The organism is Bacillus cereus group sp. BfR-BA-01316 (genome assembly GCF_022664195.1).
GTDB lineage: Bacteria > Bacillota > Bacilli > Bacillales > Bacillaceae_G > Bacillus_A.
The window spans coordinates 1-25,658 of sequence record NZ_JAKUGX010000001.1 but is presented as its reverse complement, the minus strand read 5'-3'; the positions used below and the strand labels follow the sequence as shown (position 1 = coordinate 25,658).

Here is a 25,658-nt window from a genome sequence, read left to right as displayed (position 1 = left end):
TTACGGAATCATCCAAGTTAAATAATAAGCCTGCACATATGTCATAATCCCAACAATAGTAACGAAGAATAAACTATGCTTTAATGTAAAGCGGAACAAATCTGACTCTTTCCCAGCAAGTCCAACTGCCGCACAAGCAATCGCAATCGATTGCGGAGAAATCATTTTACCTGTTACACCGCCAGTTGTATTTGCTGCAACGAGAAGCACTTCAGATACACCGACTTGCTGAGCTGTAATTGCTTGTAAATTCGAGAACAGTGCGTTCGCTGACGTATCTGATCCTGTTAAGAATACCCCAATCCAGCCTAAGAATGGCGAGAAGAACGGGAATAGTCCGCCAGTTCCTGCAAGTGCTAACGCTAATGTAGAAGATAAACCAGAATAGTTTGCGATAAATGCAAATCCTAATACGAATCCAATAGATAGAATTGGCATTTTTAGTTCGTTTAACGTTTCTTTAAATGTTGCTACTGCATCTTTTGCACTCATTTTCAAAATAAAGATAGAAATGATACAAGCAATTAAAATTGCTGTTCCAGTCGCTGATAAAATATCTAATTTCAAGATTGCTTCATAAGGTGTTGGTTTATTTACAATTGGCTCTGCTTTCATTACTAAATTGTGCAAGCCTGGAACTTCAAATTTAAATACGAGACTTTCTAAAGCACCACCTGGAGCGAATAATTCTTTAAAGAAACTTTGGCTCCAAATGACTACCATCACAGTTAAAATAATGAACGGAGACCATGCTTTTACTACTTTTCCTACCGTTAGTTTCGGCATAGTTGTCGTCGTTGCTGCTACTTCACTATTCGCTTCTTTAGACTGATAAATTTCTTTCGGCTGCCAAACTTTTAAGAATAGCGATAAACTTACTAAACTTACAAGTGCTGACGTAATATCAGGAAGTTCCGGCCCTAAAAACGTCGCTGTAATAAACTGTGTAATTGCAAATGAACTACCCGCTACAAATAAAGCAGGCCACGTTTGTATTACTCCTTTAAAACCATCCATTAAAAATACGATAAAGAACGGAACAAATAAAGATAAGAACGGTAATTGATGCCCAGCCATCTGTCCAATTTTATGTGGATCAATGCCTGTTACTTGTCCAGCAACTGTAATCGGAATCCCCATCGCTCCAAACGCTACTGGTGCAGTATTTGCGATTAAACAAAGACCTGCTGCATATAAGGGATTTAGCCCAAGACCTGCAAGAAGCGCTGCCGTAATCGCTACCGGTGCACCAAATCCTGCTGCCCCTTCCAAAAATGCTCCAAATGAAAATCCGATTAAAATAACGAGTAAACGATGGTCATTCGTAATTGATAATACAGATGCACGAATGACATCAAATTGACCTGTTTTCACAGAAATTTTATATAAAAATACTGACATAATGATAATCCACGCAATTGGCCATAATCCGTATAAGAAACCGTATCCGGTCGCTGCCATTGCCATTGTGAATGGCATTTTATACGCAAATAACGCCACCAAAATCGTTAATACAACTGTAATAAATCCCGCCACATACCCCTTCATGCGGAAAACTGCTAAAGCTAAGAAAAAAAAGATGATTGGAATAAGTGCGACTGCTGCCGAAATCCAAATGTTACCGAACGGATCGTAAACTTGTGTCCATGTGTTCATTGTTCTCTCCCCCTAAAGAATCCCCTTTTAAATAGATATAACCTTATCAATAGACTATCGGGTCATCATACCTTTAAGTCTAAAAAAATATAAAACATTTAAGAAAACGTTTTCACTAATTTTATCACAACAATTTCCATTTAAAAATATTTTTTTGAAAATTTTATCATTTAAACAGAAAATCTTACAAAAACGTCACGTTCTTGTAATGTTAATCGATAGGAAGATTGCCAAATTTATCGCATACTAAAAGTATAACAACGGACATTACTTATGAGGTGATATATATGAACGGAAACAAAATATTAGCAGCTTTATCATACTTTAGTGTATTATTTGCGCCTATCTTATTCCCTATTATCGTGTGGATTGTAGGCGATTCTGAAACGAAACCACATGCAAAACGTGCTCTATGGACACATATCATTCCAAGCATCGCTTCATTTATTGGATTAGTTATTTTAGGAATTATGGGCATCGGATCTGATCAACCAGACGTAACACTTGGAATTGGAGCAATTATCGTCTTATGTATTTGCGGAATCATTAGCTTATACTACTTCATTTGGAATATCGTGAAAGGTATTAAGGTACTGAAAGCTTAGTTTTAAACAAACGTTTGATTAAAAAGGACACTTGCAAATTGCAAGTGTCCTTTTCCCGATTCGTGAGGGCTAATAATCGGCGGGGGATGAACAGCCCACTAATTAAAGTTTCACTTTATCTTCTGCGTTTCTTCTTTTTTCTCATCATTTTCTTTCGGCGTGTATTCGCTTTATCCGCTATAATGTGGAGCGTACTCGCCACAACAATCCCCATTACAAACGTTACAATTTCAACCTCGTGTTCCTTCGCAATTTCTATTAAATTTCCGTCGAATGCTATTATATTTAATAGGAATAAAAACGGAGAAAACACGATTAACATGTATGCAATACGAATAATATCACCAATTATAATCGTATGTGTGAAGAAGGAACGATGGGGCATTACGCTCCTATATGGATACCAAAAAATGCGCAGGAATCCCCATTTATTATACGCATTACTGTACGTATCTAAATCCGGTGTTAAAAATGAAGTACCTACTAAAAAGCCAATTGCAAAAGTTAATAAAAAATCAAAATTTGTTAATCCATACGAAAAGAGCATAAACAAAACAACCGGAAGGGATATTAAGTTTATTTTCGTATGCGTTCTTCCTGATGGCATAATGCACTTCCTCGCTTACGTTCGCCCTGTCACCATATGACAGTTCTCACCTATTGATCTAATTTCTGATCGATAAATGATGTGTCTATATCCGAATCAAACCATTCTGCCAACTTCACTCGTGCCTTATCTTTCACATCTTCATTTACGTATAACGATACTTGTAATAGTGCGGCCGTTAACGCACCTAAATCATCCGTATAACCAATTCCCGCAATGAAATCTGGGATTGCATCAATCGGTGCAATAAAATAAGCAAGTGCTCCAATTACAATAATTTTCACTCGTTTTGGAACATCAGGCCTTTGCAAAACGTAAAACAACAATAAGCTCACATAAATTACAGACTGCCCAGCTTGCTTTGCAACATGTTTTATTTTCTTCCAAAACGCCTCAACTGAAAATTTTTGTTTCATTTAAAAGCCTCCCTATTTTCAAAAGAAATAAGCTACTTTATGTTATCAGTAAAAGTTCATCAAAATTACACAAAATTTATCAATAAATTTCATTGTAACAAACAAACCCAAAAAGAACAAGCGTTCGTTTTTTTTCTCATATTTCCCTTCATATAATAGTTTTCTAGAAAGCCAATTTAAGCTTTGCATTTCATATTTCTCAACCTTAAAATTTTCGATTTCACCTAACATTCTTTTCTATATTTATTATATTTTCTAGTTGACGAGCATATAAACGAATGTTAAAGTTTTCTCTGGTAGTGACAAGTCACATACAAAAAATGTAAAATGTTATAGTGTTTCTCAGAAATGAATTTTGTTGTATAATACAGAAATGACGTTATGCTTATGAGCAGCACAAGAAACCAAAAAGGGTATGCATAGTTAAAGTCGTATATGGGTGAATATAGAAACTCTAATTATGGCCAAGAAAACTATGTATTTTTTATTTTAACATTTTTCGCTCCAAAATCGAACAAGCCTGATAGAGAAAGGGTGGAAATGAATGAAAGAAACCATGAAATCACAATTTCAAAATGTGCGTTTCACTTTATTCGTAGCTTTGGCCGTATGGCTAAAAACCTACATCATTACACGCACAAGCTTCGATTTAAAACTTGAATCTTTTATGCAAGAATTCATTTTATTCATTAGTCCATTAGCAGCATCATTACTGTTTGTGGGTCTTGCATTATTTGCAAAAGGGAAAAAACGTAACTATATAGCACTAGGAATTAACTTTATCTTAACGTTCATCCTTGTTGGTAACGTAATGTTCTACGGATTCTACAATGACTTCGTTACTTTACCAGTACTAGGACAAACATCTAATTTCGGAAGTTTAGGTTCTAGTGTGAAAGAATTATTTAACTTCAAAATCATCCTTGCATTTGCGGATATTATCGTATTCTTCGTTCTATTGAAGAAGAAAAAGAAAGATTTTGCACCGACAGAACGTGTAGCACGTCCGATGCGTTCCCTATACTTCGTGTCAACAGTTGCTATTTTCTGCGTAAACCTAGGACTTGCAGAAGCTGAGCGTCCAGAATTATTAACACGTTCATTCGACCGCGTTATGCTTGTTAAAAACCTAGGATTATATGTACACCAAGCATACGATCTTGGCTTACAAGCAAAATCAAGTTCACAAAAAGCGTTTGCTGATAGTAGTAAATTGCAAGAAGCAGAAAACTATGTGAAAACAACACAAAGTAAACCAGATCCAAATATGTATGGTACTGCAAAAGGGAAAAACGTAATTGTTGTCTCTCTTGAATCATTACAAACATTCTTAATTGGTGCGCAAGTTAACGGACAAGAAGTTACACCATTCTTAAACCAATTTGCGAAAGAAAGTTATTACTTCGATAACTTCTTCCATCAAACTGGGCAAGGTAAAACATCTGATGCTGAATTCTTAGTAGATACTTCACTATATCCACTAGACCGTGGTGCTGTATTCTTCACACACGGTAACAACGAATATACAGCAACTCCAGAAATTTTGCGTCAGCAAGGGTATCACACATCAGTATTCCACGCAAACAACGCAACATTCTGGAACCGTAATATTATGTATCCGGCACTTGGTTATGATCGTTACTACAACGAGCTTGACTACAAGATTACGCCAGAAACAAAACTAAACTGGGGACTAAAAGATATCGAATACTTCGATCAGTCTATCGATATGTTAAAACAAGTGAAGCAACCGTTCTATACTCGCTTCCTTACTTTAACAAACCATTACCCATTCACTTATGATGACAGTACGAAATTAATCGACGAGTACAATTCTGGTGATGGAGTATTTGATCGTTACATGGTAACAGCTCGCTACTTAGACGAAGCAATGAAACACTTTATTGAGCGTCTAAAAGCAGAAGGTATTTATGACAACTCTGTTATCGTATTCTACGGTGACCATTATGGTATTTCTGAAAACCATAATCGTGCAATGGCACAGTTCTTAGGAAAAGAAGAAATTACTACATTTGACCATATGAACTTACAAAAAACACCGATGTTTATTCACGTTCCAGGTCAAAAAGAAGGTAAAACAATTTCAAAACCAACTGGTGAAATTGACATTAAACCAACAATTCTAAACCTACTTGGTGTAGATTCTACGAATCAAATTCAATTCGGTCATGACGTATTCTCATCAGACAATAAAGGATTCGTTGTTCTTCGTGACGGTAGCTTCATTACAGATAAGTACATGTACACAAACAGTACATTCTACGACCGTAACACAGGTGAAGTTGTACAATTACCGAAAGAAGAAGCTCAACCACTTATTGATCGTGCACAAAATGAACTGAACATGTCAGACAAAATCATTGAAGGCGACTTACTTCGCTTCTCTGAAAGCAATAAGATCAAAACTGGTGAAGTAAAAACAGCTATTAAAGAAGAAAAGAAGAGTGCTGAGTAATCTCAGCCTCTTTTTTTTATTCCTCTCTCTAACTTCTTCTATACATTAACTTTAAAATTACATAACCTTCACCGAATATTTACACTACATTAATGAAGTATCTTTATAATAAAATATGTAAACAAGGTTCCACATATTTCTTATCTCTCATCTTCAACAAGATCCCTTAGAGAAATATGCGCATCATTTGTTTTCAACTTTCTTATAATTGTCTTTCCAAGTGTTTTGTTTACATAAATGAAACCTTTAAAGACGATGTCCCTATGAATGATAGCTACCCTCCTTGTGCAACATTCCATACGAATGTTGCTTTTTTTTATTCAAAAAGCAGGATTCTTATTTCTCATTTTCGAATTTGTATATACAAAATGCTATAAAGTGAAACTTTAATCAGTGGGAGTTTTACTGCCCGTTAATGCGGGATAAATCACCACTACTGCTCTGTGATTTACAAATACATATACGTCATATGTAGAGAATTGCTTACATAAAAATTACTATAGTGATTTTTATTCATGTACTAACGAAAGGATGGGACGAAAATTGGCATACGAAAGATTTGTACTATGGAATGATGCAGTTATTGATACAACAAAACATCGCGCGTACATAGAACTTGAAGAAAGAGGTTTACAATTTGGCGATGGCGTCTATGAAGTTATTCGCCTTTATAACGGAAACTTTCACTTATTAGACCCACATTTAACAAGATTATATCGATCCCTGGAAGAAATAGAATTATCACTTCCTTTCTCAAAAGCCGAACTCATCATCTTACTCTACAAATTAATTGAAAATAATAATTTCCACGAAGACGGAACAATTTACTTACAAGTATCTCGTGGTGTACAAGCTCGAGCACATGCATTCTCATATGACACATCTCCGACAATCTATGCTTATATTTCAAAAAAAGAAAGACCATCTTTATGGATTGAATACGGTGTACGTGCTATATCAGAACCTGATACACGCTGGCTCCGCTGTGATATTAAATCGCTAAATTTATTACCAAATGTATTAGCTTATACGAAAGCTGAACGCAAAGGTTGTAAAGAAGCACTTCTCGTACGAAATGGTATTGTAACTGAGGGTAGCCACTCTAACTTCTTTCTCATAAAAAACGGAACACTATATACGCATCCAGCTAATCATCTTATTTTAAACGGAATTATTCGTCAGTACGTCCTTTCTTTAGCTAACACTCTTCAAATTCCTGTGCAAGAAGAGGTTTTCAGCATTCGCGATGTTTATAACGCAGATGAATGCTTCTTCACAGGAACGACTATTGAGATTTTACCAATGACCCACCTTGATGGAACTGCGATTCAAGACGGGCAAGTTGGGCCTATCACCAAATTACTACAAAAATCATTTTCTCAAAGCCTTTTAAAATCCAACATTTCATCTTCTTAAATACGAATAATCTCCTCTCTTTCTACAACAAATATATGTATTTAAATGGAAATCAAGGTGTGAATTTATGCCTTGATTTTTTCTTGTAATCTTTTTGTCATATTCAGATTACCGCATAAGTCTTGACAGTAATCGACATGCTCTTTAGAATTTTTAACAGTTGGTAAATATTTCTTCACTACATTACAGACAGAAAGGAATCGACAAATTATGAAAAAATACCTTGCCGGTCTTGCGGCAGTTTCTGTAGCAGGAGGAGCAGCACCTACACTTGATAGTGTTCAAGCTGCCCCGGAACAAAATACACAAAAAGCTGCTACACAAACTGTCCAAGCTTCCGCATCAAACACTTCATCTTATAAGGTAACTGCTGACGTATTACATGTTCGTGCAGGATCAAGTACTTCTCACGACGTCATCTCTCGCGTTTATAATGGTCAATCATTAAACGTCATTGGAGAAGAGAATGGTTGGTTCAAAATTAACCATAATGGAAAAACAGGCTATGTGAGTGGCCAATTTGTATCAAAAAACGGAGCAACAAATAACAATGTAAGTACAGGTGGCAACAATAAAGTTACTGCTGATGTATTACGTGTACGTACAGCTCCTAACACTTCTAGCTCTGTTTCAGGACGTGTATATGAAGGACAAACTTTAAACGTTATCGGTCAAGAAAATGGTTGGGTGAAAATCAACCATAACGGACAAGTAGGTTATGTGAGTGGCCAATTTGTATCAGGCGCTTCTTCAAATGGGGGCTCTACAAACGATAACAATCAAACAACTGTACAACCAGCAAGTGGAAACTATACAGTAAACGTATCTTCCCTTCGCGTTCGTACAGGTCCTAGCACTTCTCATACAACTATAGGTTCTGTTAAGAAAGGACAAGTAGTACAAGTTGTAGGCGAAGTTCAAGATTGGTTCAAAATCAATTACGCAGGACAAACAGCTTACTTAAGCAAAGACTACGTAACAAAAGGCGGTTCTAACGAAAACGTCACGCAAGGTAACAACCAAGAACAAAACAATAATGTAACTGTTCAAACTGGTGGCACTTACGTTGTTAACGCCACATCACTACGTGTTCGTACGGGCCCTGCTACTTACCATAGCGTAATTGGTGGCGTATTAAATGGTACGAAATTAAACGTAGTTGGATCTGAAGGTAGCTGGTTTAAAGTTAATTATCAAGGAAAAACAGGCTACGTTAGTAGCGAATTCGTAAAATTCGTTAAAGGTGGCACTACTACTCCTGAACAACCTGAGCAACCTAACCAAGGTGCAATTGGCGAATACTACATTAATGCTTCTGCACTAAATGTACGTAGCGGTGAAGGTACAAATTATAGAATCATAGGCGCACTTCCATATGGACAGAAGGTTCAAGTAATCTCTGAAAACTCTGGATGGAGCAAAATTAACTACAACGGTCAAACTGGTTACATCGGAACACGTTTTCTATCTAAAACACCAGTTGGTGGTGCAGTAGATAATAAGCCTAACGACAATCAAAATAACAATCAAAATAATAACAACAATAATAATAGCGGTGACAGTTCTTCTCTGCTTGCATACGCGAAATCTATGCAAGGCGTACCATACGTTTGGGGCGGTACTTCTGCTAATGGTGTTGACTGCAGTGGTTACATCTACCACGTATTTAAGAAATTTGGTCATAACATTAGCCGCCAAAGTGTTGCTGGATATTGGAGCAGCTTACCAAAAACTTCAAGTCCACAACCAGGTGACTTAATTTATTTCCAAAATACTTATAAAGCAGGTCCTTCTCACATGGGTATCTACCTTGGTGGCGGATCATTCATCCAATCTGGAGATAAAGGTGTAGCAATCGTTTCATTAAACAACTCTTATTGGAAAAGCCATTTCTTAGGGTATACGAAAGCACCTTAAGTTATAGTTTCAGAGCCTTCTAGTTTACTAGAAGGCTCTTTTTAAAGGAATCAATATAGTAATCCCCTTTCATTCTCTCTACGAAAAAATTATGCGTTCATTCTCCTATTTCATACACTATATTCTATAAAAATTGTCCAAAACGTTATCATAATGAATATATTTCCACAAAAAACATAACCTATTTCGTGTCTATTCATTTTATATGTGTTTTTTCAAAGAATTTTCTTTTTATTTAAACTTTTCGTTAGACGTTTGACCTCCGATGTCCATTATGATAAGTTACTTAAGATGTTATATTCGCAAAAGTATAGACAACTGGTTTATACACTTTTTTACTATGAGGAAGGAGCATACACTGCATGAATGTTTTATGGGGAATTGGCGGCGTGATTGGAGTATTAGCAATTGCTTTCTTACTATCTTCCAACCGCAAAGCTATTAATTGGCGCACAATTTTAATCGCGCTAGCATTACAAATGACATTTTCATTTATCGTATTGCGATGGGATGCTGGAAAAGCAGGCTTAAAAGTTGCTGCTGACGGCGTTCAAGGATTAATTAATTTTTCTTACGAGGGAATTAGGTTCGTTGCTGGGGATTTAGTCAACGCAAAAGGCCCTTGGGGATTTGTTTTCGTTATTCAAGCACTACTTCCAATCGTATTTATTAGTTCATTAGTAGCAATCTTATATTACTTAGGTATTATGCAGAAATTCGTTAGTATCATTGGTGGTGCATTAAGCAAGCTTCTTGGAACTTCTAAAGCAGAAAGCTTAAATGCAGTAACAACTGTATTTTTAGGACAAACAGAAGCACCAATTTTAATTAAACCATACTTAGCACGTTTAACTAACAGTGAATTCTTCACTATTATGGTAAGTGGTATGACAGCTGTTGCCGGATCAGTTCTTGTCGGATATGCAGCAATGGGAATTCCATTAGAACATTTATTAGCGGCAGCAATTATGGCAGCTCCATCAAGTTTATTAATTGCAAAATTAATTATGCCAGAAACAGAAAAAGTAGATAATAATGTTCAACTTTCAACAGAGCGTGAAGACGCAAACGTTATCGATGCAGCTGCACGCGGTGCATCTGAAGGTATACAACTTGTTATTAACGTAGCTGCAATGCTAATGGCTTTCATCGCATTAATCGCTTTATTAAATGGCTTATTAGGATGGGTTGGTTCTTGGTTCGATATTAAACTTAGCCTTGATTTAATCTTCGGTTACTTATTATCACCATTTGCAATCTTAATCGGGGTTTCACCCGGCGAAGCTATACAAGCAGCAAGTTTCATCGGTCAAAAACTTGCAATCAACGAATTCGTTGCATATGCAAACTTAGGACCACACATGGCAGAGTTCTCTGCAAAAACAAATATGATTTTAACATTTGCAATCTGTGGTTTTGCAAACTTCTCTTCTATCGCAATTCAATTAGGTGTAACAGGAACGTTAGCTCCTACTCGCCGTAAACAAATTGCACAATTAGGGATTAAAGCAGTTATCGCTGGTACACTAGCGAACTTCTTAAACGCAGCAGTTGCAGGTATGATGTTCCTATAAATTTATGTAAAGTCTCCTCTTTCTAAAGAGGAGACTTTTTTCATATAATCCAAATGCACTTTATATATTGAATACCTCATTCTAAAATATAAAAACATTATGCTACATTAATAAGTCTGTTTATTTTTTTTATAAAAGAGGGATATTATTTTTGATGTTACTCGCTCCAAAAAGAATTCCAGTTACATGGTCCATTTCTTAATAATTGTACATACTACAAATACCTTGTACGAATTATCTTTAAGGAGGAAAGTTTCGTGAAAGATAAGTCCTATAAAATCCTAGCTATTTGGATTTTACAAATTTTATTCTATTTTACTACTGTACACGTGACGAAATATGAGCACGCACTCGTTTTTACGATTATATATGTCATCATAAATGTACTATTCCTATTTTTAGCTGATAAAACAGCATTTGTTTTCTTCATATTGGGAACCATTATTTCAGTATTCTATTTATTTTATGAAGCGTGGCTTCACTTATGGAGTACATCAGATCAATGGGAATATATTATTACCCACTTTCTGATGGCAGCTAACTTCTTCATTGTTTATATCTCAACCCATCTATTAAAAAAGGTTGTTCTTGAAAATAAAAAGTTAACTGAACGAGTGAAAGTGTTGGAGCAATACATTGGAGAATCAAAATTATTGACGAGACAAGAATTCGACAGAAGACAAGTATTATTAACAACTGCAATGAATCGTCGTAATGAAACGGGCATTATCATTCACTTTGATTTCGCTTCCTTTAGTAAATACACGAAGGAAAGTGTTATGAATCGTGTAGCTTCATTATTAGTTGATACGGTAAGAAATGACTTTGACCTTGCTGCTGAATACGATAGCAATACACTAGTTATTTTACTACAAAACACAAATGAAGCCGGCGCTAATATTGTAATGAACCGTCTGCAGCCAAAAATGGAGCAATGGCTTGCAGCTTAAGCAATCCAAGATATAAAAATTTCGCGAGAGCAAATTGGAAGAAAAGGACAGACATTATTATGATGATACTCGTTATACTTCTTTTATTCCTTCTGTTCTGCGTACTCGTTTTTTGGATTAGCATCACATTTTCAATTAAATATGTACTTATCTTTACTGCCTTTCTATTCTCTGGCCTACTCGTTTACTACTCTCTCTTAACACTCGCGGGCTTAATTCATCGAAATAGTAAACGAAAAGATCGTACACTATCACATTATCCTAGTGTAGATATTTTAATACCTGCCCATAATGAAGGGGTCGTTATGAAAGATACATTAGAATCGATGGCAAAGATTGAATACCCAGGCAAACTAACTGTTTATTTATTAAACGATAACTCTCAAGATGAAACACCTGAAATTGGCGATGATTTTGACAAAGCTTATGCTCATATTCGACACATTCGTGTACCACCTGGTGAACCGAAAGGAAAATCACGTGTATTAAACTATGGTCTTAGCATTTCGGATGGTGAATATTTCTGTGTATACGATGCAGATAATCAACCTGAACCAGATGCTTTACGAATGCTCGTAGAACATGCTGAAACAATTGAAGATGCTGTTGGAGCAGTTGGACATGTTCGTACAGTAAATGAGAAAAGAAACTGGCTAACACGCATGATTTCATTAGAATTTCAGATTTTCCAGCTCCTTATGCAATCCGGGCGCTGGTTACTATTCCAAACAGGTTCATTGACAGGAACAAATATGCTTCTGCGTCGCTCTGCATTAGAAGAACTTGGCGGCTATGATCCTTATGCAATTGCCGAAGACGCTGAGTTAACATTACGAATTACACAAAAAGGCTATCTCTTACCAATCGTCCCGGAATCGATTACATGGGAACAAGAACCTGAGCATTTAAAGATTCTTATTAAACAGCGTACACGTTGGCTCCAAGGAAATCTATACATTTTAGAAAAAATGTTTTCTTCATTAAGTTTCTTTAAAGGGAAACTTCTCGTTCATTCCTTACAGCAAGTTTTAGTATATGTCGTATTTTGGCTATTCCTAATCATTTCAAACGTTTGGTTTGTAATTGGACTGCTCGGGATATTCCAAATTCAATATAGCATTCCATTACTATTTATGTGGTATGTCGCATATATTACATATGTTTCTCAATTATTTAGTGCCCAGAGCGTCGAACGAATCTTTACACCGACCAATATTTTCATAAGCGTCATTATGTACTTTACGTACGCACAGCTCTTTACGTATTTGTTTATTCGCAGTCTCATTCTTTACTTACGCGCAAAGAGCAAGAAACAAGTAATTGGCTGGGATAAAACAGTACGATTTAAAAAGGAAAAATAAAAAATAAGCACAGAGCGCCGTAAGCTCTGTGCTTATTTTTTACCGTAATACTATATATCAGACAATACCCCTTAGCTGAAAGTAATTTCACGTCCATCCCCCAACGAACGATCGACCTTCATTTATATACGAAAAAGTGATTGCTATTTTTGTAGAACCAATTGCTTTTCTTGCTTCTCTTTGCGCGTTTCAGTCTTTGGTTCCGTGCTTTCTTGGACATTGCGATGTGCCACACGTTTCAAACAAATATGCTTCCACTTTCTTTCGTAACGTTTCATTATTCTAGATGTCCCCCTTGAATGCGATTTAAAACTATTTGAAATCGCTTACAGGAAATAATATAGCACATATACATAAAAGTGACAACACATTTCCGACAATTTTTTGTCACTTTTATGTATATACTTTACACAATATCGGATATTGTCGAAACATATCGATTTTCCTTTTTAAATTACCGATATCAATATTATTCCGCAACAAAGTAATGCTTTTCCTGCAATAGTATAGAACATTGAAAAAGGACTGCCGATATTCGGCAGTCCTCATGCTACTAATAATTTTTTCCTTCTATTATTTATGTTGCTTCATACGTCCTTCTTTTTGCAACTCTTTAAACAACGCTGCAATCATAAAGAAAATAACAAATACAAATGGGAAGGCCGCAATAATCGACGCAGTTTGCAGCGCCTCTAATCCACCAACATACAATAAGATTGAAGCTATCGCCGCTAAGACGATACCCCAAACCATTTTAATGCGATTTGGTGGGTTTAAGCTACCATGTGTCGTTAACATCCCTAGAACAAACGTAGCAGAATCTGCCGATGTAATAAAGAATGTTGAAATAAGTAAAATAGCTAACACGCATAAAGCCGGTCCCATACTACCCATCTGGTCTAACATAGCAAACAATCCTACTTCTGTGCCCATTTCTTTAATTTGGCCATATATATTCGCTCCGTCGAACAATTCCATGTGAATACCCGTTCCTCCGAAAACAGAGAACCAAAGCGCACCGATTACTGTTGGTACGAGTAACACACCAATAACAAACTCACGAATTGTACGCCCGCGTGACACACGAGCAATAAACGTACCTACGAATGGTGACCATGCAATCCACCATGCCCAGTAGAAAATTGTCCATGACTGAATCCACTGATTTCCGCCTTCATTTAATGGACTTAAACGGAAACTCATACTTGGCAATTCTTGAATGTATGATCCGATTGTTGAAGTGAAATAATTCATAATAAAGTTTGTTGGACCTGCAAATAATACAATTATCATAAGTGCAAACGCTAAAATAATATTCGCATTACTTAAATATTTAATTCCTTTATCGAGTCCCGTTTGTGCAGATAGCATATAAAGAACAGTTACAATTCCGATGATTACTAGCTGTGTCGGTAATGAGTTTGGAATGGATGTTAAATAACTAACACCACCCGCAATTTGCTTTGCCCCAAGTCCTAATGATGTCGCCACACCAAATACTGTCGCAAATACAGCTAGAACATCAAACATATGGGCAATACGGCCATGTTCACCGCCCTTAAATAGCGGACCCACTGTCGCACTAATTGTACTTGCTCTTCCTTTTCTAAATGTAAAATACGCAATACATAATGCTACAAGTGCATATAATCCCCACGGATGTAATCCCCAATGGAAAAATGAGAAACGAAGTGCAAGACGTGCACTCTCTTCAGTCGCACCCTCTCCAAACGGAGGTGTGTATAAATGATTCAACGGTTCTGCAACGCCCCAGAAAACCAAACCGATTCCCATGCCGGCACTAAATAACATAGCAAACCATGTCATATAACTATAATCAGGTTCATCATCATCTTTACCTAAACGAATCGAACCGTACTTAGAAACAATTAAAAAGATAGCAATTCCTAAGAAAATAGAAACGGAAATAATATAGAACCAGCCAAACTTACTAACTAGCATAGCTTGAATTGCAGTCGTTACATTTCCTAAGCTACCCTTTCCAATAATAGATTCAGGAATAATCCCCCAAATTGTAAATGCAATACATAATGTTAATGAGACAATAAATGTTTTCGTCAGTTTCCTCATCAAATCCCCCTTCGTAAGTTTCATTTCTTGTGAATAACATAAATTCCGATCTGTTAAATCGGATAAAAAACCATAGTTTTTTGTGGTGATTTTCTTTCGGCTCTCTTAGTTTTGCCTTCACCAATTAGAGTTCTTATGGACAGCCTTACCTTCCGTACAACCTTTTCACTCTGCAAGAGCTACAAGATTGGAATACTACTGTCAAATTGTGTGAGAAAAATGCGGATGGGAAGAGATTTTCCCAAAAAAGGATGTGTTACAGTTTTAAAAAAGGGCAGATTTATTCTTTACAACCCTTTCTTCTTGTAACAATTATGCGGTTTTTTGCTAGTATATAGCGCGTGTTTATAAATTCACAAACGAAATGTTTATGTTTATATAACTATATTACCCATAAAACGGTAAAATACTCAAGTATTGTAATTGTATAGTAATCACTTTGTAACACATTCGTAATACTTTTATCTCCACTGAAAAAAATATGTTGTATTAAAAATTTTGACTATAACTATAAACCTACTAAAAGTACGGAGTGAAAAACGCTTCCCTTCATTTCTCGCTATGTTACAAAGTGTTAACGACTTATTACGAATGGTTTGTAATTGTGTGTTTTCCCAAAATCCGAAAAAATCTGTTGCTATAATGAGGACACGAAAACAAACGCAATGGAGGCTATCATGAAAAAATTAATTGGAATAGCAACAGCAGCAGTTTTTGGTCTTGGGATTTTCACTTCATCTGCTAACGCAGAAACTGTTGTAACAACAGACGTACTAAACGTACGAGAAAACCCTACTACTGAATCAAAAGTTGTCGGTAAATTACAGAATGATCATAAATTAGATGTTCTAAATACAGAAAACGGATGGTCACAAATCAAATTAGATGGTAAAGACGCATTCGTAAGTACAGAGTTTACAAAAAACTCTTACTATGTAACAGCTAACGTATTAAATGTACGTGCTGAAGCGAACACAAACTCAGAAATTCTTGGAACGCTTAAGAAAGACGATATGATCGAAACAACGAACCAAGTACAAAATGAGTGGTTACAATTTGAATATAACGGAAAAACGGCTTATGTTCATGTTCCTTTCTTAACAGGTACAGCACCTGTTATTGAGAAACAAGAAACGCCTGCTCCTGCTAAAGCTGCAGCACCTGCGGCATCAAAACCAGCTGCTAAGCCTGCTGTGAAAGCTGCTGAAACTAGCGAACCATCTGGTGGTCGTGAGTTAACAGTTGTAGCTACAGCATATACAGCTCATCCGAGCGAAAACGGTGGCACATACGGCGGCCGTGTATTAACTGCAATGGGTCATGACCTAACAGCGAACCCAAACATGAAAATGATCGCTGTTGACCCGAAAGTAATCCCGTTAGGATCTAAAGTATGGGTAGAAGGTTATGGAGAAGCAATCGCTGGTGATACTGGCGGTGCAATTAAAGGTAACCGTATCGACATTCTACTTGGATCAGATAGCGCTGCTAACAAATGGGGACGCAAAACTGTTAAAGTGAAAATTTTAAAATAACCAATGACTGCTAAATTACAGCCGGTTCTCTTTATTGAGAGCTGGCTTTTATTTTTTTATAATAGCTATAAGGAGGTTATGTCCATGAATGTGCAAGCAAAAGTAGACTGGGTCGGTACACCAAAACCGTACATATATAAAGATGATGTAACATATGATGCAATCGCAATTGACTTCTCACTAACAAACGATGACAATCGCTATAAATTAATTGTGCTCTATCATGAAGAAAATACACATTACAAACTCGTACAATACGGAATAAAACCAGGCTCTCAAAAGCCATTCCCTATTGATATTCCATTCGAGCAAGAAATGCTACCGCTCATAGAACAAATATTAAATGATCCATATGTACAAGCGATATTAAAGAAAACACGCTTTTAATCGAAAAAAAGACTATCTCTATAATTGAGATAGTCTTTCTTATATTAACGAGTCGGACCAGATACTTCCTCTGATTTCAGCGTATTATTCGCGCCAAGAGAATGGTACAATATCTTTCCATTTCCATTAACAGTAACGATATGGTCATTATTAAAGCTCTTGAATTTTACAGAGCCATCACCATAACGAATATGATATTCTTCATATGTCGTTACTTTATATTTCGTCGCACTTTGACGTTCTACATTGCGAATATTCATTGTCAATAAATCTTCTGTAATTCCTTTTTTCTGTAGGTATTGTAAGTAATCACGGTCTTCCTTATACGATTTCCCGCTCTTATCATAATCATTTTCAATTAAACTAAAATCGTTTAATGCAATTGCACGCACGTTATTATAAATATGATTTTGTACAAAATCTCCAACCGCTGAACTAGAAGCTTCTTTTGGGAACTTTAAGTAATATGTACTTTGATCTCCAACTTTAATACTTTCAGATTTCATCACACCAAATTCAGCGTTTTTCTCTAAATGTACTTCTACCGTTTCATCCGTCGGTACAGGACCAAGTTTATAACTTCCGTAATTTAACTTTCCGCGTTTCTTGCCATTAACAAATACAGTTGCATCGTTTTCATCAGATGAAATGGTTACATAATTTCCTTCAAGTGATAAATTTACTTCTACTGTCCCATTCTTTTCATCTGCTAAATCCACTTCTTTTTCTGTCTCTAATTCAGCAAGTTCCGTCTTCGCCTTTGCCTTTACAACATAAGTACCCGGGAAGTATGGACCTAATTCTTTCGAAGTTTTATCACTAGAAAGCTCTGTTTCTTTTTTATCATTCACATATATTTCAGCATTCTTTGCAGTTGTGCTAACATTCATGTAATACGATTTCACGCTGAACTTATACTTCGGATATAAGAACCACTCTTTCCCGTCTTCTATAATTTTCCCATCTCGAAAAGATGCTGTATCACTTGCTGAATTTTCATCTACTTCCTCTTTTTGTAAATAGGACAATAATGCCTTATTGTACGAAGGATTATCTTTTAAATAACGTATGTATGCTTTAATATCTTCTGGCTTAACCTTTAGGCCTGGATCATCTACTTTCACAAACTCATCGATTGCACTAACATCTTTATTTTGGAATGCCTCGATCATTACATTTACTTGCTTTTCTTTTGAAAACTTATTTGCCCCAAATAATAAAGCAACAATTACGATGAAACCAATGATCAAAAATATATTTTTATTAATTTGCACTGGTCTCGTCTCTAATTGTATCTCCTCACTAGAAGCAGCCGTATCGCCCGAGATTTCTTCTAATTTACTGCGGCACTTAGGACAAAAGTTCAAATGGCCTGCAACCTGCTTCTTACAAGTTCCACAAAACTTCAATATGCTCTCCCCAAATTTTCCACTAATTTCATTCCGGCATACGCTACAATAAAACTTATGCTTTTTCTATATTACACTTGCATTCCTTTTTGTAACTGCGCAATATGTAACTTCAGCTTGCCTTATTCATTTCACTACCTAATTCCGACTATTTCTCTCCCTATAAACATTTTATATATTGCCATGATTTCCGATTATTGTAATTAGAATTTCATTTTTTCTGTTTTGAGCATTTTTTGTTTATAATGGTAAAGGAAAGAAATCTGTGTACGGAGGAATATTATGCTGCAACACTCAATTACGAAAGATGAAATTATGATGATTGCGAATGAGTTCGTTCAAGGGCTTGATCCACAGCAAGTTGCTGATCAGGAGCATGTCGCTACAGCTCGGCACCTATATCGTAGTGGTGTTGTCTATAACGTTGACTTTGATGGCTATACGCTATCCGGAACTGTAAATGCTGAAGGCAGTGTATATAGCGTTCACATCCCGATTCGTAATGTCACTGAAAGCTATTGCGATTGCTTCGCGCCAACGCAATGTGAGCATATGCTTGCTGTGTTACTATCTGCAGCTTCTAGTTTTGGGCAGGTAGGAGATGTATTAACTTTATTCAAAAATAATACAAAACCTTCTCTTCCTCCTATTCGAACTGCACGACAAGTATTGCAATCATCAGCTTTTGAAGAAATGGATTATAAAAGTTGGCAAACATACTTTGAAAATGAATATGAATCATTTAAAAAAGAACAAGCGCGGCTCACTTATAAACAAATGTATTTTCTTATGAGTCTTTTTACAGACTTCTATACAAAATTAGAACGGAAAGCTCCGCGCATCGTTGCTATTCATGAATTATTTAAGTTGCACGCGGCACTTTATTGCTTTCAAAAATTATTAGAAGAAATTCAAGAATTTGAAGCAAACAAACTATATTCTTATCACCAACCAGTTAACGTCGTTCGCCTATTCGTTGATAAAGTTGAATCTACCGTTAGGGACCTAAAAACAGAAGCGATTCCAGAAGAATCCAAACCGATTTTACAAGAAACAGCGCGGCTCATACATGAAGTATTCTTCTCTACCGATGCCTATACACAAGAGCGATTCTTCATTTATCGTCACGTATGGGGTGAACTGTTAAGAACAGAAGAGCAGCTACAAGAAGAAGAAAAACGAATCGATACTAAAATCAATCCACTTTCCAAAGCATTAGCATCTTCTCATCTGCTCTTTTTAAATAATGAAGATTTATCGGCAATGGAATTACTCAAAAAACAACCTGCTTCTGTTGTGAGCCTTTACTTCTATTGGTTAGAAGAGTTATTAAGTGCGATGCAATGGGACCGTGCTAAAAGCTGGCTTTCCTTTACTTATAAACAAGTAAAGGAAACGATAATGGAACAAGAGAATACCGTCTTCATACAAGATATCGTTCGATTATTTGTGATGATGTATGAGACATATGCAACGCATACGAATGAACAAGCGGGATTAGAAATGATTTTACAAGAACTATTACCATATAGTTTCACGAACTATGAGCAATACGTACTAGCGAAGAAACAATACCATGCTTGGACGGAACTTCAACTCTTATATGGATTCGAAGTAATCGAACTTTTGAAAGAACCATTGAAAGATATTGAAAAAGAAGCGCCCGAAGCAGCACTTCCTCTTTATCACCATGCCGCAATTGAAGCAATTGAAGAGCGAAATCGCAAGTCATATAAACGTGCCGTTCGTTACTTAAAGAAATTACGTATGCTTTATAAACGACTAAAGCGAACTGATGAATGGGATGCTTTCATTATTCATATCGCTAACTTACATTCACGTCTGCGTGCACTACAAGAGGAATTACGGAGAGGAAAATTAATCGATGATCATACAAACTGAAGTAACAATTAGGCTCCAGCACGTTAGTCAAGGTTGGTTCCTTTGGGGAGAAGATGATAGCGGTACGCTCTTACCCGTAGCAACTTGGAAAAAAAACGCATTCGCATGGCACTCTACTTCCTTCTACGGAACGTTTTTAAAAGAAGCAACATATGAGGGGAAACAAGGCGTTATGTTAACGAATGCACAGGCATTTGAATACATCGCAAATAAACCGATGAATTCATTTGCAAATATGCAAATGAACGGTCCTATTACGGCGCTTACAAAGGACGCAAGTGAATTATGGGACGCCTTCGTCAGCGGCAGCTTCACACCTGACATGAAGTATTGGTCTCAGCAGCCATCTTGGAAAGTTCAGAATACCTCAATTGAAGATAACATGTTAGCATCTCTTTTCTCTGCTGCTGTGAACGAAAGTATTTTGCAAGATGCCCGCTCAAATGACGGATGGGAAGATGCAAAGAGACTATATGAACATTACGACTTTACGAAAAGGCAATTGGAAGCAGCACTACATGAAGAAGATTGGCTTCGAAAAATTGGTTACATTGAAGATGATCTTCCATTTACAGTCGGCTTAAGACTACAAGAACCGCAAGAAGAATTTGAAATGTGGAAGCTTGAAACAATCGTTACACCAAAACGTGGTGCGCATCGCATATATGTATATGAAAGTATCGATTCCTTGCCAAAACGATGGCACGATTACGAAGAACGTATTCTTGAAACACAAGAAGGATTCAGTAAACTCGTACCGTGGCTAAAAGAGGACGACAAGTTCCGAGAAGAACTCTTTGAAACGGAAGCTTGGAACTTCTTAACCGAAGCAAGTAATGAATTACTCGCAGCAGGTATTACAATTTTACTACCATCATGGTGGCAAAATTTAAAAGCAACAAAACCGAGGTTACGCGTACAGCTGAAGCAAAGTACAGCACAAACACAGTCTTTCTTCGGCATGAATACGCTCGTTAATTTCGACTGGCGCATTTCAACGGACGGTATTGATTTATCAGAAAGCGAATTTTTCGAACTCGTTGAGCAGAACAAACGTCTTTTCAATTTAAATGGTCAATGGATGAGACTTGATCCTGCCTTTATTGAAGAAGTAAAAAAACTAATGCACCGTGCAGATAAATATGGACTAGAAATGAAAGACGTTCTACAGCAACATTTATCTAGCGCGGCGGAAACAGAAATTGTAGCAGACGATAGTCCGTTTAGCGATATTGAAATCGAACTAGATGGATATTATGAAGAGCTTTTCCAAAAACTTCTGCACATTGGAGATATTCCAAAAGTAGATGTACCATCTTCGCTACAAGCAACACTCCGCCCGTATCAACAACACGGTATTGAATGGTTGCTATACTTACGAAAGCTTGGATTTGGAGCATTATTAGCCGATGATATGGGACTCGGAAAAAGTATTCAAACGATAACTTACTTACTATACGCTAAAGAAAACAATCTCCAAACAGGTCCTGCATTAATTGTGGCACCAACATCAGTCCTTGGAAATTGGCAAAAAGAATTTGAGCGTTTCGCACCAAGTTTACGTGTTCAGTTACACTATGGAAGTAACCGAGCTAAGGATGAGTCATTTAAAGATTTTCTTCAATCAGCAGATGTTGTATTAACTTCTTATGCATTAGCTCAGCTTGATGAAGAAGAACTTAGTACGATATGCTGGGACGCTGTTATTTTAGATGAAGCACAAAACATAAAAAACCCACATACGAAACAGTCGAAAGCAGTAAGAAACCTACAAGCAAATCACAAAATTGCTTTAACCGGTACACCGATGGAAAACCGACTTGCTGAGCTTTGGTCTATTTTCGACTTTATCAATCATGGGTATCTCGGAAGCTTAGGACAATTCCAGCGCCGCTTCGTCACACCGATCGAAAAAGACCGTGATGAAGGAAAAATCCAGCAAGTACAACGATTTATCTCGCCATTTTTACTGCGTCGTACGAAGAAAGATCAAACAGTCGCATTAAACTTACCAGATAAACAAGAACAGAAAGCTTACTGCCCACTAACTGGTGAACAAGCTTCCTTATACGAACAACTTGTTCAAGATACATTGCAAAATGTAGAAGGATTAAGCGGAATTGAAAGACGCGGATTTATATTACTTATGCTGAACAAGCTAAAACAACTTTGTAACCATCCAGCCCTTTATTTGAAAGAAGAAGAGCCACAAAACATAATCGAACGTTCTATGAAAACAAGAACGTTAATGGAACTCATTGAAAATATAAAAGACCAAAATGAAAGTTGCTTAATCTTTACTCAATACATTGGCATGGGGAACATGCTAAAAAGTGTGTTAGAAGAAACATTCGGTCAGCGTGTCCTCTTCTTAAACGGTAGTGTACCGAAGAAAGAGCGTGACAAAATGATTGAGCAGTTCCAAAACGGAACGTATGACATCTTCATCTTATCTTTAAAAGCCGGCGGAACAGGATTAAACTTAACTGCTGCCAACCATGTCATTCACTATGACCGTTGGTGGAATCCAGCTGTAGAAAACCAAGCAACAGACCGTGCATATCGTATCGGACAAAAGCGCTTCGTTCACGTTCATAAACTCATTACAACAGGAACACTAGAAGAGAAAATCGATGAAATGTTGGAGCGAAAACAATCATTAAACAACGCCGTCATTACAAGCGATAGTTGGATGACTGAACTATCAACAGACGAACTAAAAGAATTACTTGGTATATAAAGTGAAACTTTAATCAGTAGGGGGCCATCCCCCACTGATTATTAGCCCTCACCAATCTGTTTTTTTACGGGCAGCAAGGCTCCCACAAATAGCGGGATAAACAAAAAAGGAGCAATCTCTAAATGAGATTAGCTCCTTTTTCTATGCCAAAACCAATTACTTATTATAATTCCTGTTAACCCGCCGCACGTATCAAGCAATGAATCCTGCCACATCGGTGTACGGCCTCCTGTTAACCCTTGATGAATTTCATCAAATATTGCATATCCCGCAACGAAAAGAAGTGCATATATAAAGCACCTTTTTCTCGAGTAACCAGATTTATAAAAAGCATAATACGTCAATGAGCCGAGTATAAAGAACACCGTAAAATGAGCACCTTTACGAAGGAAAAACTCGATAAAACCACCTACACCTTTATTTGCGATACTAATAGGTGTACCTCCGCCATAATCGATAGATACCCCTGAAAAATGCTCTTTCACAAACTCAACATTTGCGGATTGCTCAATATCCGAGCGCATATCCTGTTTTTTATATGGCTGTGCTGAGGAATAGAAAATAATCCCCATCCATACTAGTACAGGAATCCAAAATAACCATTTACGATTCATTCTTCCGTAAGCCCCTCTCTTGCTCTATTAAGAGTACCAAAAAAAAGAAAAAATTTCACGCCAAAACATGACATTTCCTCCCTATTTATAAAGTGAAAGGGGGTGATAAACATGGCAGTTGAAACAATCGTAATGGATTTAACTTTACGCCTTGTATTAAACGGAGGATTAGACAAAAACGGTAAAACAGTTTTAAAGAACAAACAATTCAAACGTGTAAAAACAAATGCAGATTTAGGCAAAGTGCATGAAGTAGCACGTGCTCTTGCTTCACTACAACAACCATCACTTCAAGCTGTACAACTTGTAAGCAATTCAGATCTTTCTAATCTATAAAGCGAGACTTTAATCAGTGGGGGGGCCCCCATCCCCCACTGATTATTAGCCCGTACCAATCGGGCTTTTACAGGCAGTTAATACGGGATAAATAAAAAGGAGTGAATAAAGTATGCAAGTACTTGAGTTGATTTTCGCGAAAGAAGATGAAAAAACAGTTGTTTTTTCTATCGATAATCCCATCACATCCATAAATGCACAAGTAGTAAATCAAGTAATGGATACAATTCTTTCCTCATCAGTTTCTTCATCTATTGGTGCAAACAACCGTAAAAAAGGTGCACGCCCCATAGAAAAAACGTTTCTGTTTCAAGAAAAATATTACCAAATGAACGGATTTCTAAGTGTCTTAGATTAGTGAATAATAAAACCAACGTTCAGGTTTGGGAACATCAAAAAACTAAAAAGGCTTTTTATAACGGCCTATTGGTTTGTGGAATTGTTTGGAATTGTCCGGTTCGCGCAGCGAAAATTAGTGAGAAACGACGTAAGGAGTTACAGCAAGCTTTTAATATACATAAAAGTGAAGGTGGTTATATTGCTTTATTAACCCTCACATTTAGTCATAATACAGCTGATAGATTAAAAGAAATGTTAGAAAAATTCGGAAATGCTACGCGAAAATTTATGAGTGGAGGAGCTTATAACAATATTAGAGGTGAGTTAGGTTTGATTGGTAGGCTTCGAGTTTTCGAGGTTACATACGGTCAGAATGGATTCCATCCACACGTACATATTGCGTTGTTCTACACGAATGACGTTGAATTGAAAAGTATAGAAAAAAAGATGTATTTTTTGTGGGAAAAGGCTTGTAAAAAGTCCGAATTAATTACGAGTTTTAAATATGGTTTGGATTTGCAAGATGGAGACGAAGCTCAAAATTATTTGAGTAAACACGGTACTTGGGGTCTGGATCAAGAACTGAGTAAATCGCATATTAAAAAAGATACAAATGATTTAATGACACCCATTCGATTTTCTATAGAGATATCCTGAGGAAGATGATAAGAAGTATTTAAATCTGTTCCTAGAATATGCTGAGTGTTTCAAAGATAAACTTCACTTGCAACGGTCACAAGGTTTGAAAAAGCAATTTATATTAGAAGATAAAACAGATGAGCAAGTTGCAAAGGAAAAGATCGAAGAAGCAGATTTGTTAGGATTATTAAGTTACGATGTTTGGAAGAAAATTTTAAAATATGAAAATTGTTCTTACTTCTTAGATTTATGTGCGAAATATGATTTTGAAAAAGCAGTGAGTATTGTGTCTGAGTATAAATTTGATAAAAATAAAAAAGACAAGTCCCTCTCAAGAACTTGACTTTAAAAAATAATTAGCGAAAAAAAATATAACTATATTCAATCCTTTTGGTGCGACCAACACCGAGAGGATTTTTTGATTTTTTTGACGGAATTATTGTACCATAAGTTTAGTTTTTTGTTCAATTCAATGTAGTTATAGTTTTGTTTTATCATAAGGTTTTAATTTTTGTCCACAGTTTAGCGAAGTATTAGCTTAGTCTCATGAAGTATCAGCTTAGTCTCATGAAGCATCAGCTTAGTCTCATTAAGCATCAGCTTAGTCTCATTAAGCATCAGCTTAGTCTCATTAAGCATCAGCTTAGTCTCATTAAGCATCAGCTTAGTCTCATGAAGCATCAGCTTA

21 protein-coding genes and 1 pseudogene are annotated in these 25,658 nt (G+C 36.5%); 15 read left to right on the top strand and 7 right to left on the bottom strand.

The genetic code is table 11. The features are described from left to right. The gene (gene lldP / locus MR071_RS00105; RefSeq protein ID WP_105585655.1) at positions 1–1,656 is read right to left on the bottom strand and encodes an L-lactate permease; all 1,656 of its coding nucleotides are present in this window, start codon (positions 1,654–1,656) and stop codon (positions 1–3) included. A 287-nt stretch (positions 1,657–1,943) separates the two neighbouring features. On the opposite strand from lldP, the gene MR071_RS00100 reads away from it, so the two are divergent. After that, positions 1,944–2,261 (top strand): magnetosome magnetite crystal formation protein family, encoded by a 318-nt coding sequence (locus MR071_RS00100; RefSeq protein WP_002159844.1) that lies wholly within the window; start codon positions 1,944–1,946, stop codon positions 2,259–2,261. Between the two features lie 115 nt (positions 2,262–2,376). On the opposite strand, the gene MR071_RS00095 is transcribed toward MR071_RS00100, so the two are convergent. Both MR071_RS00095 and MR071_RS00090 read right to left on the bottom strand, forming a co-directional pair. Next, positions 2,377–2,868, bottom strand: coding sequence for a metal-binding protein (locus tag MR071_RS00095; protein ID WP_070145518.1), 492 nt, complete (start codon positions 2,866–2,868; stop codon positions 2,377–2,379). Positions 2,869–2,918: 50 nt separating this feature from the next. Next, on the bottom strand, positions 2,919–3,284 hold the full coding sequence (locus tag MR071_RS00090; RefSeq protein ID WP_105585656.1) for a YkvA family protein: 366 nt from the start codon (positions 3,282–3,284) through the stop codon (positions 2,919–2,921). A gap of 544 nt (positions 3,285–3,828) precedes the next feature. Here MR071_RS00090 and MR071_RS00085 point away from each other — a divergent pair. The 6 genes and pseudogenes from MR071_RS00085 to MR071_RS00060 all read left to right on the top strand — a co-directional run bounded on the left by MR071_RS00085 (position 3,829) and on the right by MR071_RS00060 (position 12,978). Beyond that, positions 3,829–5,760 carry an LTA synthase family protein gene (locus MR071_RS00085; protein ID WP_105585658.1) on the top strand — a complete coding sequence of 644 codons (1,932 nt, stop codon included), beginning with the start codon at positions 3,829–3,831 and terminating at the stop codon, positions 5,758–5,760. Positions 5,761–6,291: 531 nt separating this feature from the next. Then, a complete protein-coding gene (locus MR071_RS00080; protein WP_105585659.1) occupies positions 6,292–7,176 on the top strand; it encodes a D-amino-acid transaminase in 885 nt (294 codons plus the stop codon). A 210-nt stretch (positions 7,177–7,386) separates the two neighbouring features. Further along, positions 7,387–9,093 (top strand): C40 family peptidase, encoded by a 1,707-nt coding sequence (locus MR071_RS00075; RefSeq protein WP_105585660.1) that lies wholly within the window; start codon positions 7,387–7,389, stop codon positions 9,091–9,093. 362 nt (positions 9,094–9,455) lie between these two features. Further along, the gene (locus tag MR071_RS00070) at positions 9,456–10,667 is read left to right on the top strand and encodes a NupC/NupG family nucleoside CNT transporter (RefSeq protein WP_105585661.1); all 1,212 of its coding nucleotides are present in this window, start codon (positions 9,456–9,458) and stop codon (positions 10,665–10,667) included. A gap of 257 nt (positions 10,668–10,924) precedes the next feature. Next, positions 10,925–11,680: pseudogene (locus MR071_RS00065) on the top strand (dGTP triphosphohydrolase). Beyond that, the gene (locus MR071_RS00060; RefSeq protein WP_242234550.1) at positions 11,677–12,978 is read left to right on the top strand and encodes a glycosyltransferase family 2 protein; all 1,302 of its coding nucleotides are present in this window, start codon (positions 11,677–11,679) and stop codon (positions 12,976–12,978) included. The pseudogene MR071_RS00065 and the gene MR071_RS00060 overlap by 4 nt, the downstream one beginning before the upstream one ends. A gap of 143 nt (positions 12,979–13,121) precedes the next feature. Here the strand turns inward: MR071_RS00060 and MR071_RS25440 are convergent, their stop codons facing one another. Together MR071_RS25440 and opuD are read right to left on the bottom strand one after the other, a co-directional pair. Next, positions 13,122–13,256: a hypothetical protein gene (locus MR071_RS25440; protein ID WP_105585664.1), complete on the bottom strand. Its 135-nt coding sequence runs from the start codon at positions 13,254–13,256 to the stop codon at positions 13,122–13,124. A gap of 295 nt (positions 13,257–13,551) precedes the next feature. Continuing rightward, complete coding sequence (opuD, locus tag MR071_RS00055; RefSeq protein ID WP_105585665.1) at positions 13,552–15,069, bottom strand: glycine betaine transporter OpuD; 1,518 nt, start codon at positions 15,067–15,069, stop codon at positions 13,552–13,554. A gap of 677 nt (positions 15,070–15,746) precedes the next feature. Between opuD and MR071_RS00050 the strand changes: the two genes are divergently transcribed. Both MR071_RS00050 and MR071_RS00045 read left to right on the top strand, forming a co-directional pair. After that, the gene (locus MR071_RS00050; RefSeq protein ID WP_142395823.1) at positions 15,747–16,604 is read left to right on the top strand and encodes a cell wall-binding protein EntA; all 858 of its coding nucleotides are present in this window, start codon (positions 15,747–15,749) and stop codon (positions 16,602–16,604) included. Positions 16,605–16,688: 84 nt separating this feature from the next. Next, positions 16,689–16,991 (top strand): DUF3910 family protein, encoded by a 303-nt coding sequence (locus tag MR071_RS00045; RefSeq protein ID WP_105585667.1) that lies wholly within the window; start codon positions 16,689–16,691, stop codon positions 16,989–16,991. A gap of 44 nt (positions 16,992–17,035) precedes the next feature. Here the strand turns inward: MR071_RS00045 and MR071_RS00040 are convergent, their stop codons facing one another. Beyond that, on the bottom strand, positions 17,036–18,400 hold the full coding sequence (locus MR071_RS00040) for a zinc ribbon domain-containing protein (protein ID WP_242234548.1): 1,365 nt from the start codon (positions 18,398–18,400) through the stop codon (positions 17,036–17,038). A 282-nt stretch (positions 18,401–18,682) separates the two neighbouring features. Here MR071_RS00040 and MR071_RS00035 point away from each other — a divergent pair, with 282 nt between their 5' ends. Further along, positions 18,683–20,302 carry an SWIM zinc finger family protein gene (locus tag MR071_RS00035; RefSeq protein WP_105585669.1) on the top strand — a complete coding sequence of 540 codons (1,620 nt, stop codon included), beginning with the start codon at positions 18,683–18,685 and terminating at the stop codon, positions 20,300–20,302. Then, positions 20,286–23,042, top strand: a complete 2,757-nt coding sequence (locus MR071_RS00030; protein WP_242234546.1) for a DEAD/DEAH box helicase — start codon at positions 20,286–20,288, stop codon at positions 23,040–23,042. The genes MR071_RS00035 and MR071_RS00030 overlap by 17 nt, the downstream gene beginning before the upstream one ends. Before the next feature lie 128 nt (positions 23,043–23,170). Here MR071_RS00030 and MR071_RS00025 read toward each other — a convergent pair whose 3' ends face one another. After that, entirely contained in the window at positions 23,171–23,656 is a 486-nt protein-coding gene (locus MR071_RS00025) for a VanZ family protein (protein WP_105585671.1), read from the bottom strand. Positions 23,657–23,767: 111 nt separating this feature from the next. Between MR071_RS00025 and MR071_RS00020 the strand changes: the two genes are divergently transcribed. The 4 genes from MR071_RS00020 (at position 23,768) to MR071_RS00005 (ending at position 25,313) form a co-directional block, all read left to right on the top strand. After that, entirely contained in the window at positions 23,768–23,992 is a 225-nt protein-coding gene (locus MR071_RS00020; RefSeq protein WP_105585672.1) for a DUF1659 domain-containing protein, read from the top strand. A 112-nt stretch (positions 23,993–24,104) separates the two neighbouring features. Next, positions 24,105–24,350, top strand: coding sequence for a DUF2922 domain-containing protein (locus MR071_RS00015; protein WP_105585673.1), 246 nt, complete (start codon positions 24,105–24,107; stop codon positions 24,348–24,350). After that, the gene (locus MR071_RS00010) at positions 24,350–24,988 is read left to right on the top strand and encodes a protein rep (protein ID WP_242234544.1); all 639 of its coding nucleotides are present in this window, start codon (positions 24,350–24,352) and stop codon (positions 24,986–24,988) included. The genes MR071_RS00015 and MR071_RS00010 overlap by 1 nt, the downstream gene beginning before the upstream one ends. 67 nt (positions 24,989–25,055) lie before the next feature. Continuing rightward, entirely contained in the window at positions 25,056–25,313 is a 258-nt protein-coding gene (locus MR071_RS00005) for a Rolling circle replication protein, Rep63 protein (protein WP_242234543.1), read from the top strand. Positions 25,314–25,658 lie beyond the last annotated feature (345 nt).

Excerpts from the sequence above, each read along its gene's own strand:
- lldP (WP_105585655.1), bottom strand. The coding sequence starts at position 1,656 with ATGAACACATGGACACAAGTTTACGATCCGTTCGGTAACATTTGGATT.
- MR071_RS00100 (WP_002159844.1), top strand. The coding sequence starts at position 1,944 with ATGAACGGAAACAAAATATTAGCAGCTTTATCATACTTTAGTGTATTA.
- MR071_RS00095 (WP_070145518.1), bottom strand. The coding sequence starts at position 2,868 with ATGCCATCAGGAAGAACGCATACGAAAATAAACTTAATATCCCTTCCG.
- MR071_RS00090 (WP_105585656.1), bottom strand. The coding sequence starts at position 3,284 with ATGAAACAAAAATTTTCAGTTGAGGCGTTTTGGAAGAAAATAAAACAT.
- MR071_RS00085 (WP_105585658.1), top strand. The coding sequence starts at position 3,829 with ATGAAAGAAACCATGAAATCACAATTTCAAAATGTGCGTTTCACTTTA.
- MR071_RS00080 (WP_105585659.1), top strand. The coding sequence starts at position 6,292 with ATGGGACGAAAATTGGCATACGAAAGATTTGTACTATGGAATGATGCA.
- MR071_RS00075 (WP_105585660.1), top strand. The coding sequence starts at position 7,387 with ATGAAAAAATACCTTGCCGGTCTTGCGGCAGTTTCTGTAGCAGGAGGA.
- MR071_RS00070 (WP_105585661.1), top strand. The coding sequence starts at position 9,456 with ATGAATGTTTTATGGGGAATTGGCGGCGTGATTGGAGTATTAGCAATT.
- MR071_RS00060 (WP_242234550.1), top strand. The coding sequence starts at position 11,677 with ATGATGATACTCGTTATACTTCTTTTATTCCTTCTGTTCTGCGTACTC.
- MR071_RS25440 (WP_105585664.1), bottom strand. The coding sequence starts at position 13,256 with ATGAAACGTTACGAAAGAAAGTGGAAGCATATTTGTTTGAAACGTGTG.
- opuD (WP_105585665.1), bottom strand. The coding sequence starts at position 15,069 with ATGAGGAAACTGACGAAAACATTTATTGTCTCATTAACATTATGTATT.
- MR071_RS00050 (WP_142395823.1), top strand. The coding sequence starts at position 15,747 with ATGAAAAAATTAATTGGAATAGCAACAGCAGCAGTTTTTGGTCTTGGG.
- MR071_RS00045 (WP_105585667.1), top strand. The coding sequence starts at position 16,689 with ATGAATGTGCAAGCAAAAGTAGACTGGGTCGGTACACCAAAACCGTAC.
- MR071_RS00035 (WP_105585669.1), top strand. The coding sequence starts at position 18,683 with ATGCTGCAACACTCAATTACGAAAGATGAAATTATGATGATTGCGAAT.
- MR071_RS00030 (WP_242234546.1), top strand. The coding sequence starts at position 20,286 with ATGATCATACAAACTGAAGTAACAATTAGGCTCCAGCACGTTAGTCAA.
- MR071_RS00025 (WP_105585671.1), bottom strand. The coding sequence starts at position 23,656 with ATGAATCGTAAATGGTTATTTTGGATTCCTGTACTAGTATGGATGGGG.
- MR071_RS00020 (WP_105585672.1), top strand. The coding sequence starts at position 23,768 with ATGGCAGTTGAAACAATCGTAATGGATTTAACTTTACGCCTTGTATTA.
- MR071_RS00015 (WP_105585673.1), top strand. The coding sequence starts at position 24,105 with ATGCAAGTACTTGAGTTGATTTTCGCGAAAGAAGATGAAAAAACAGTT.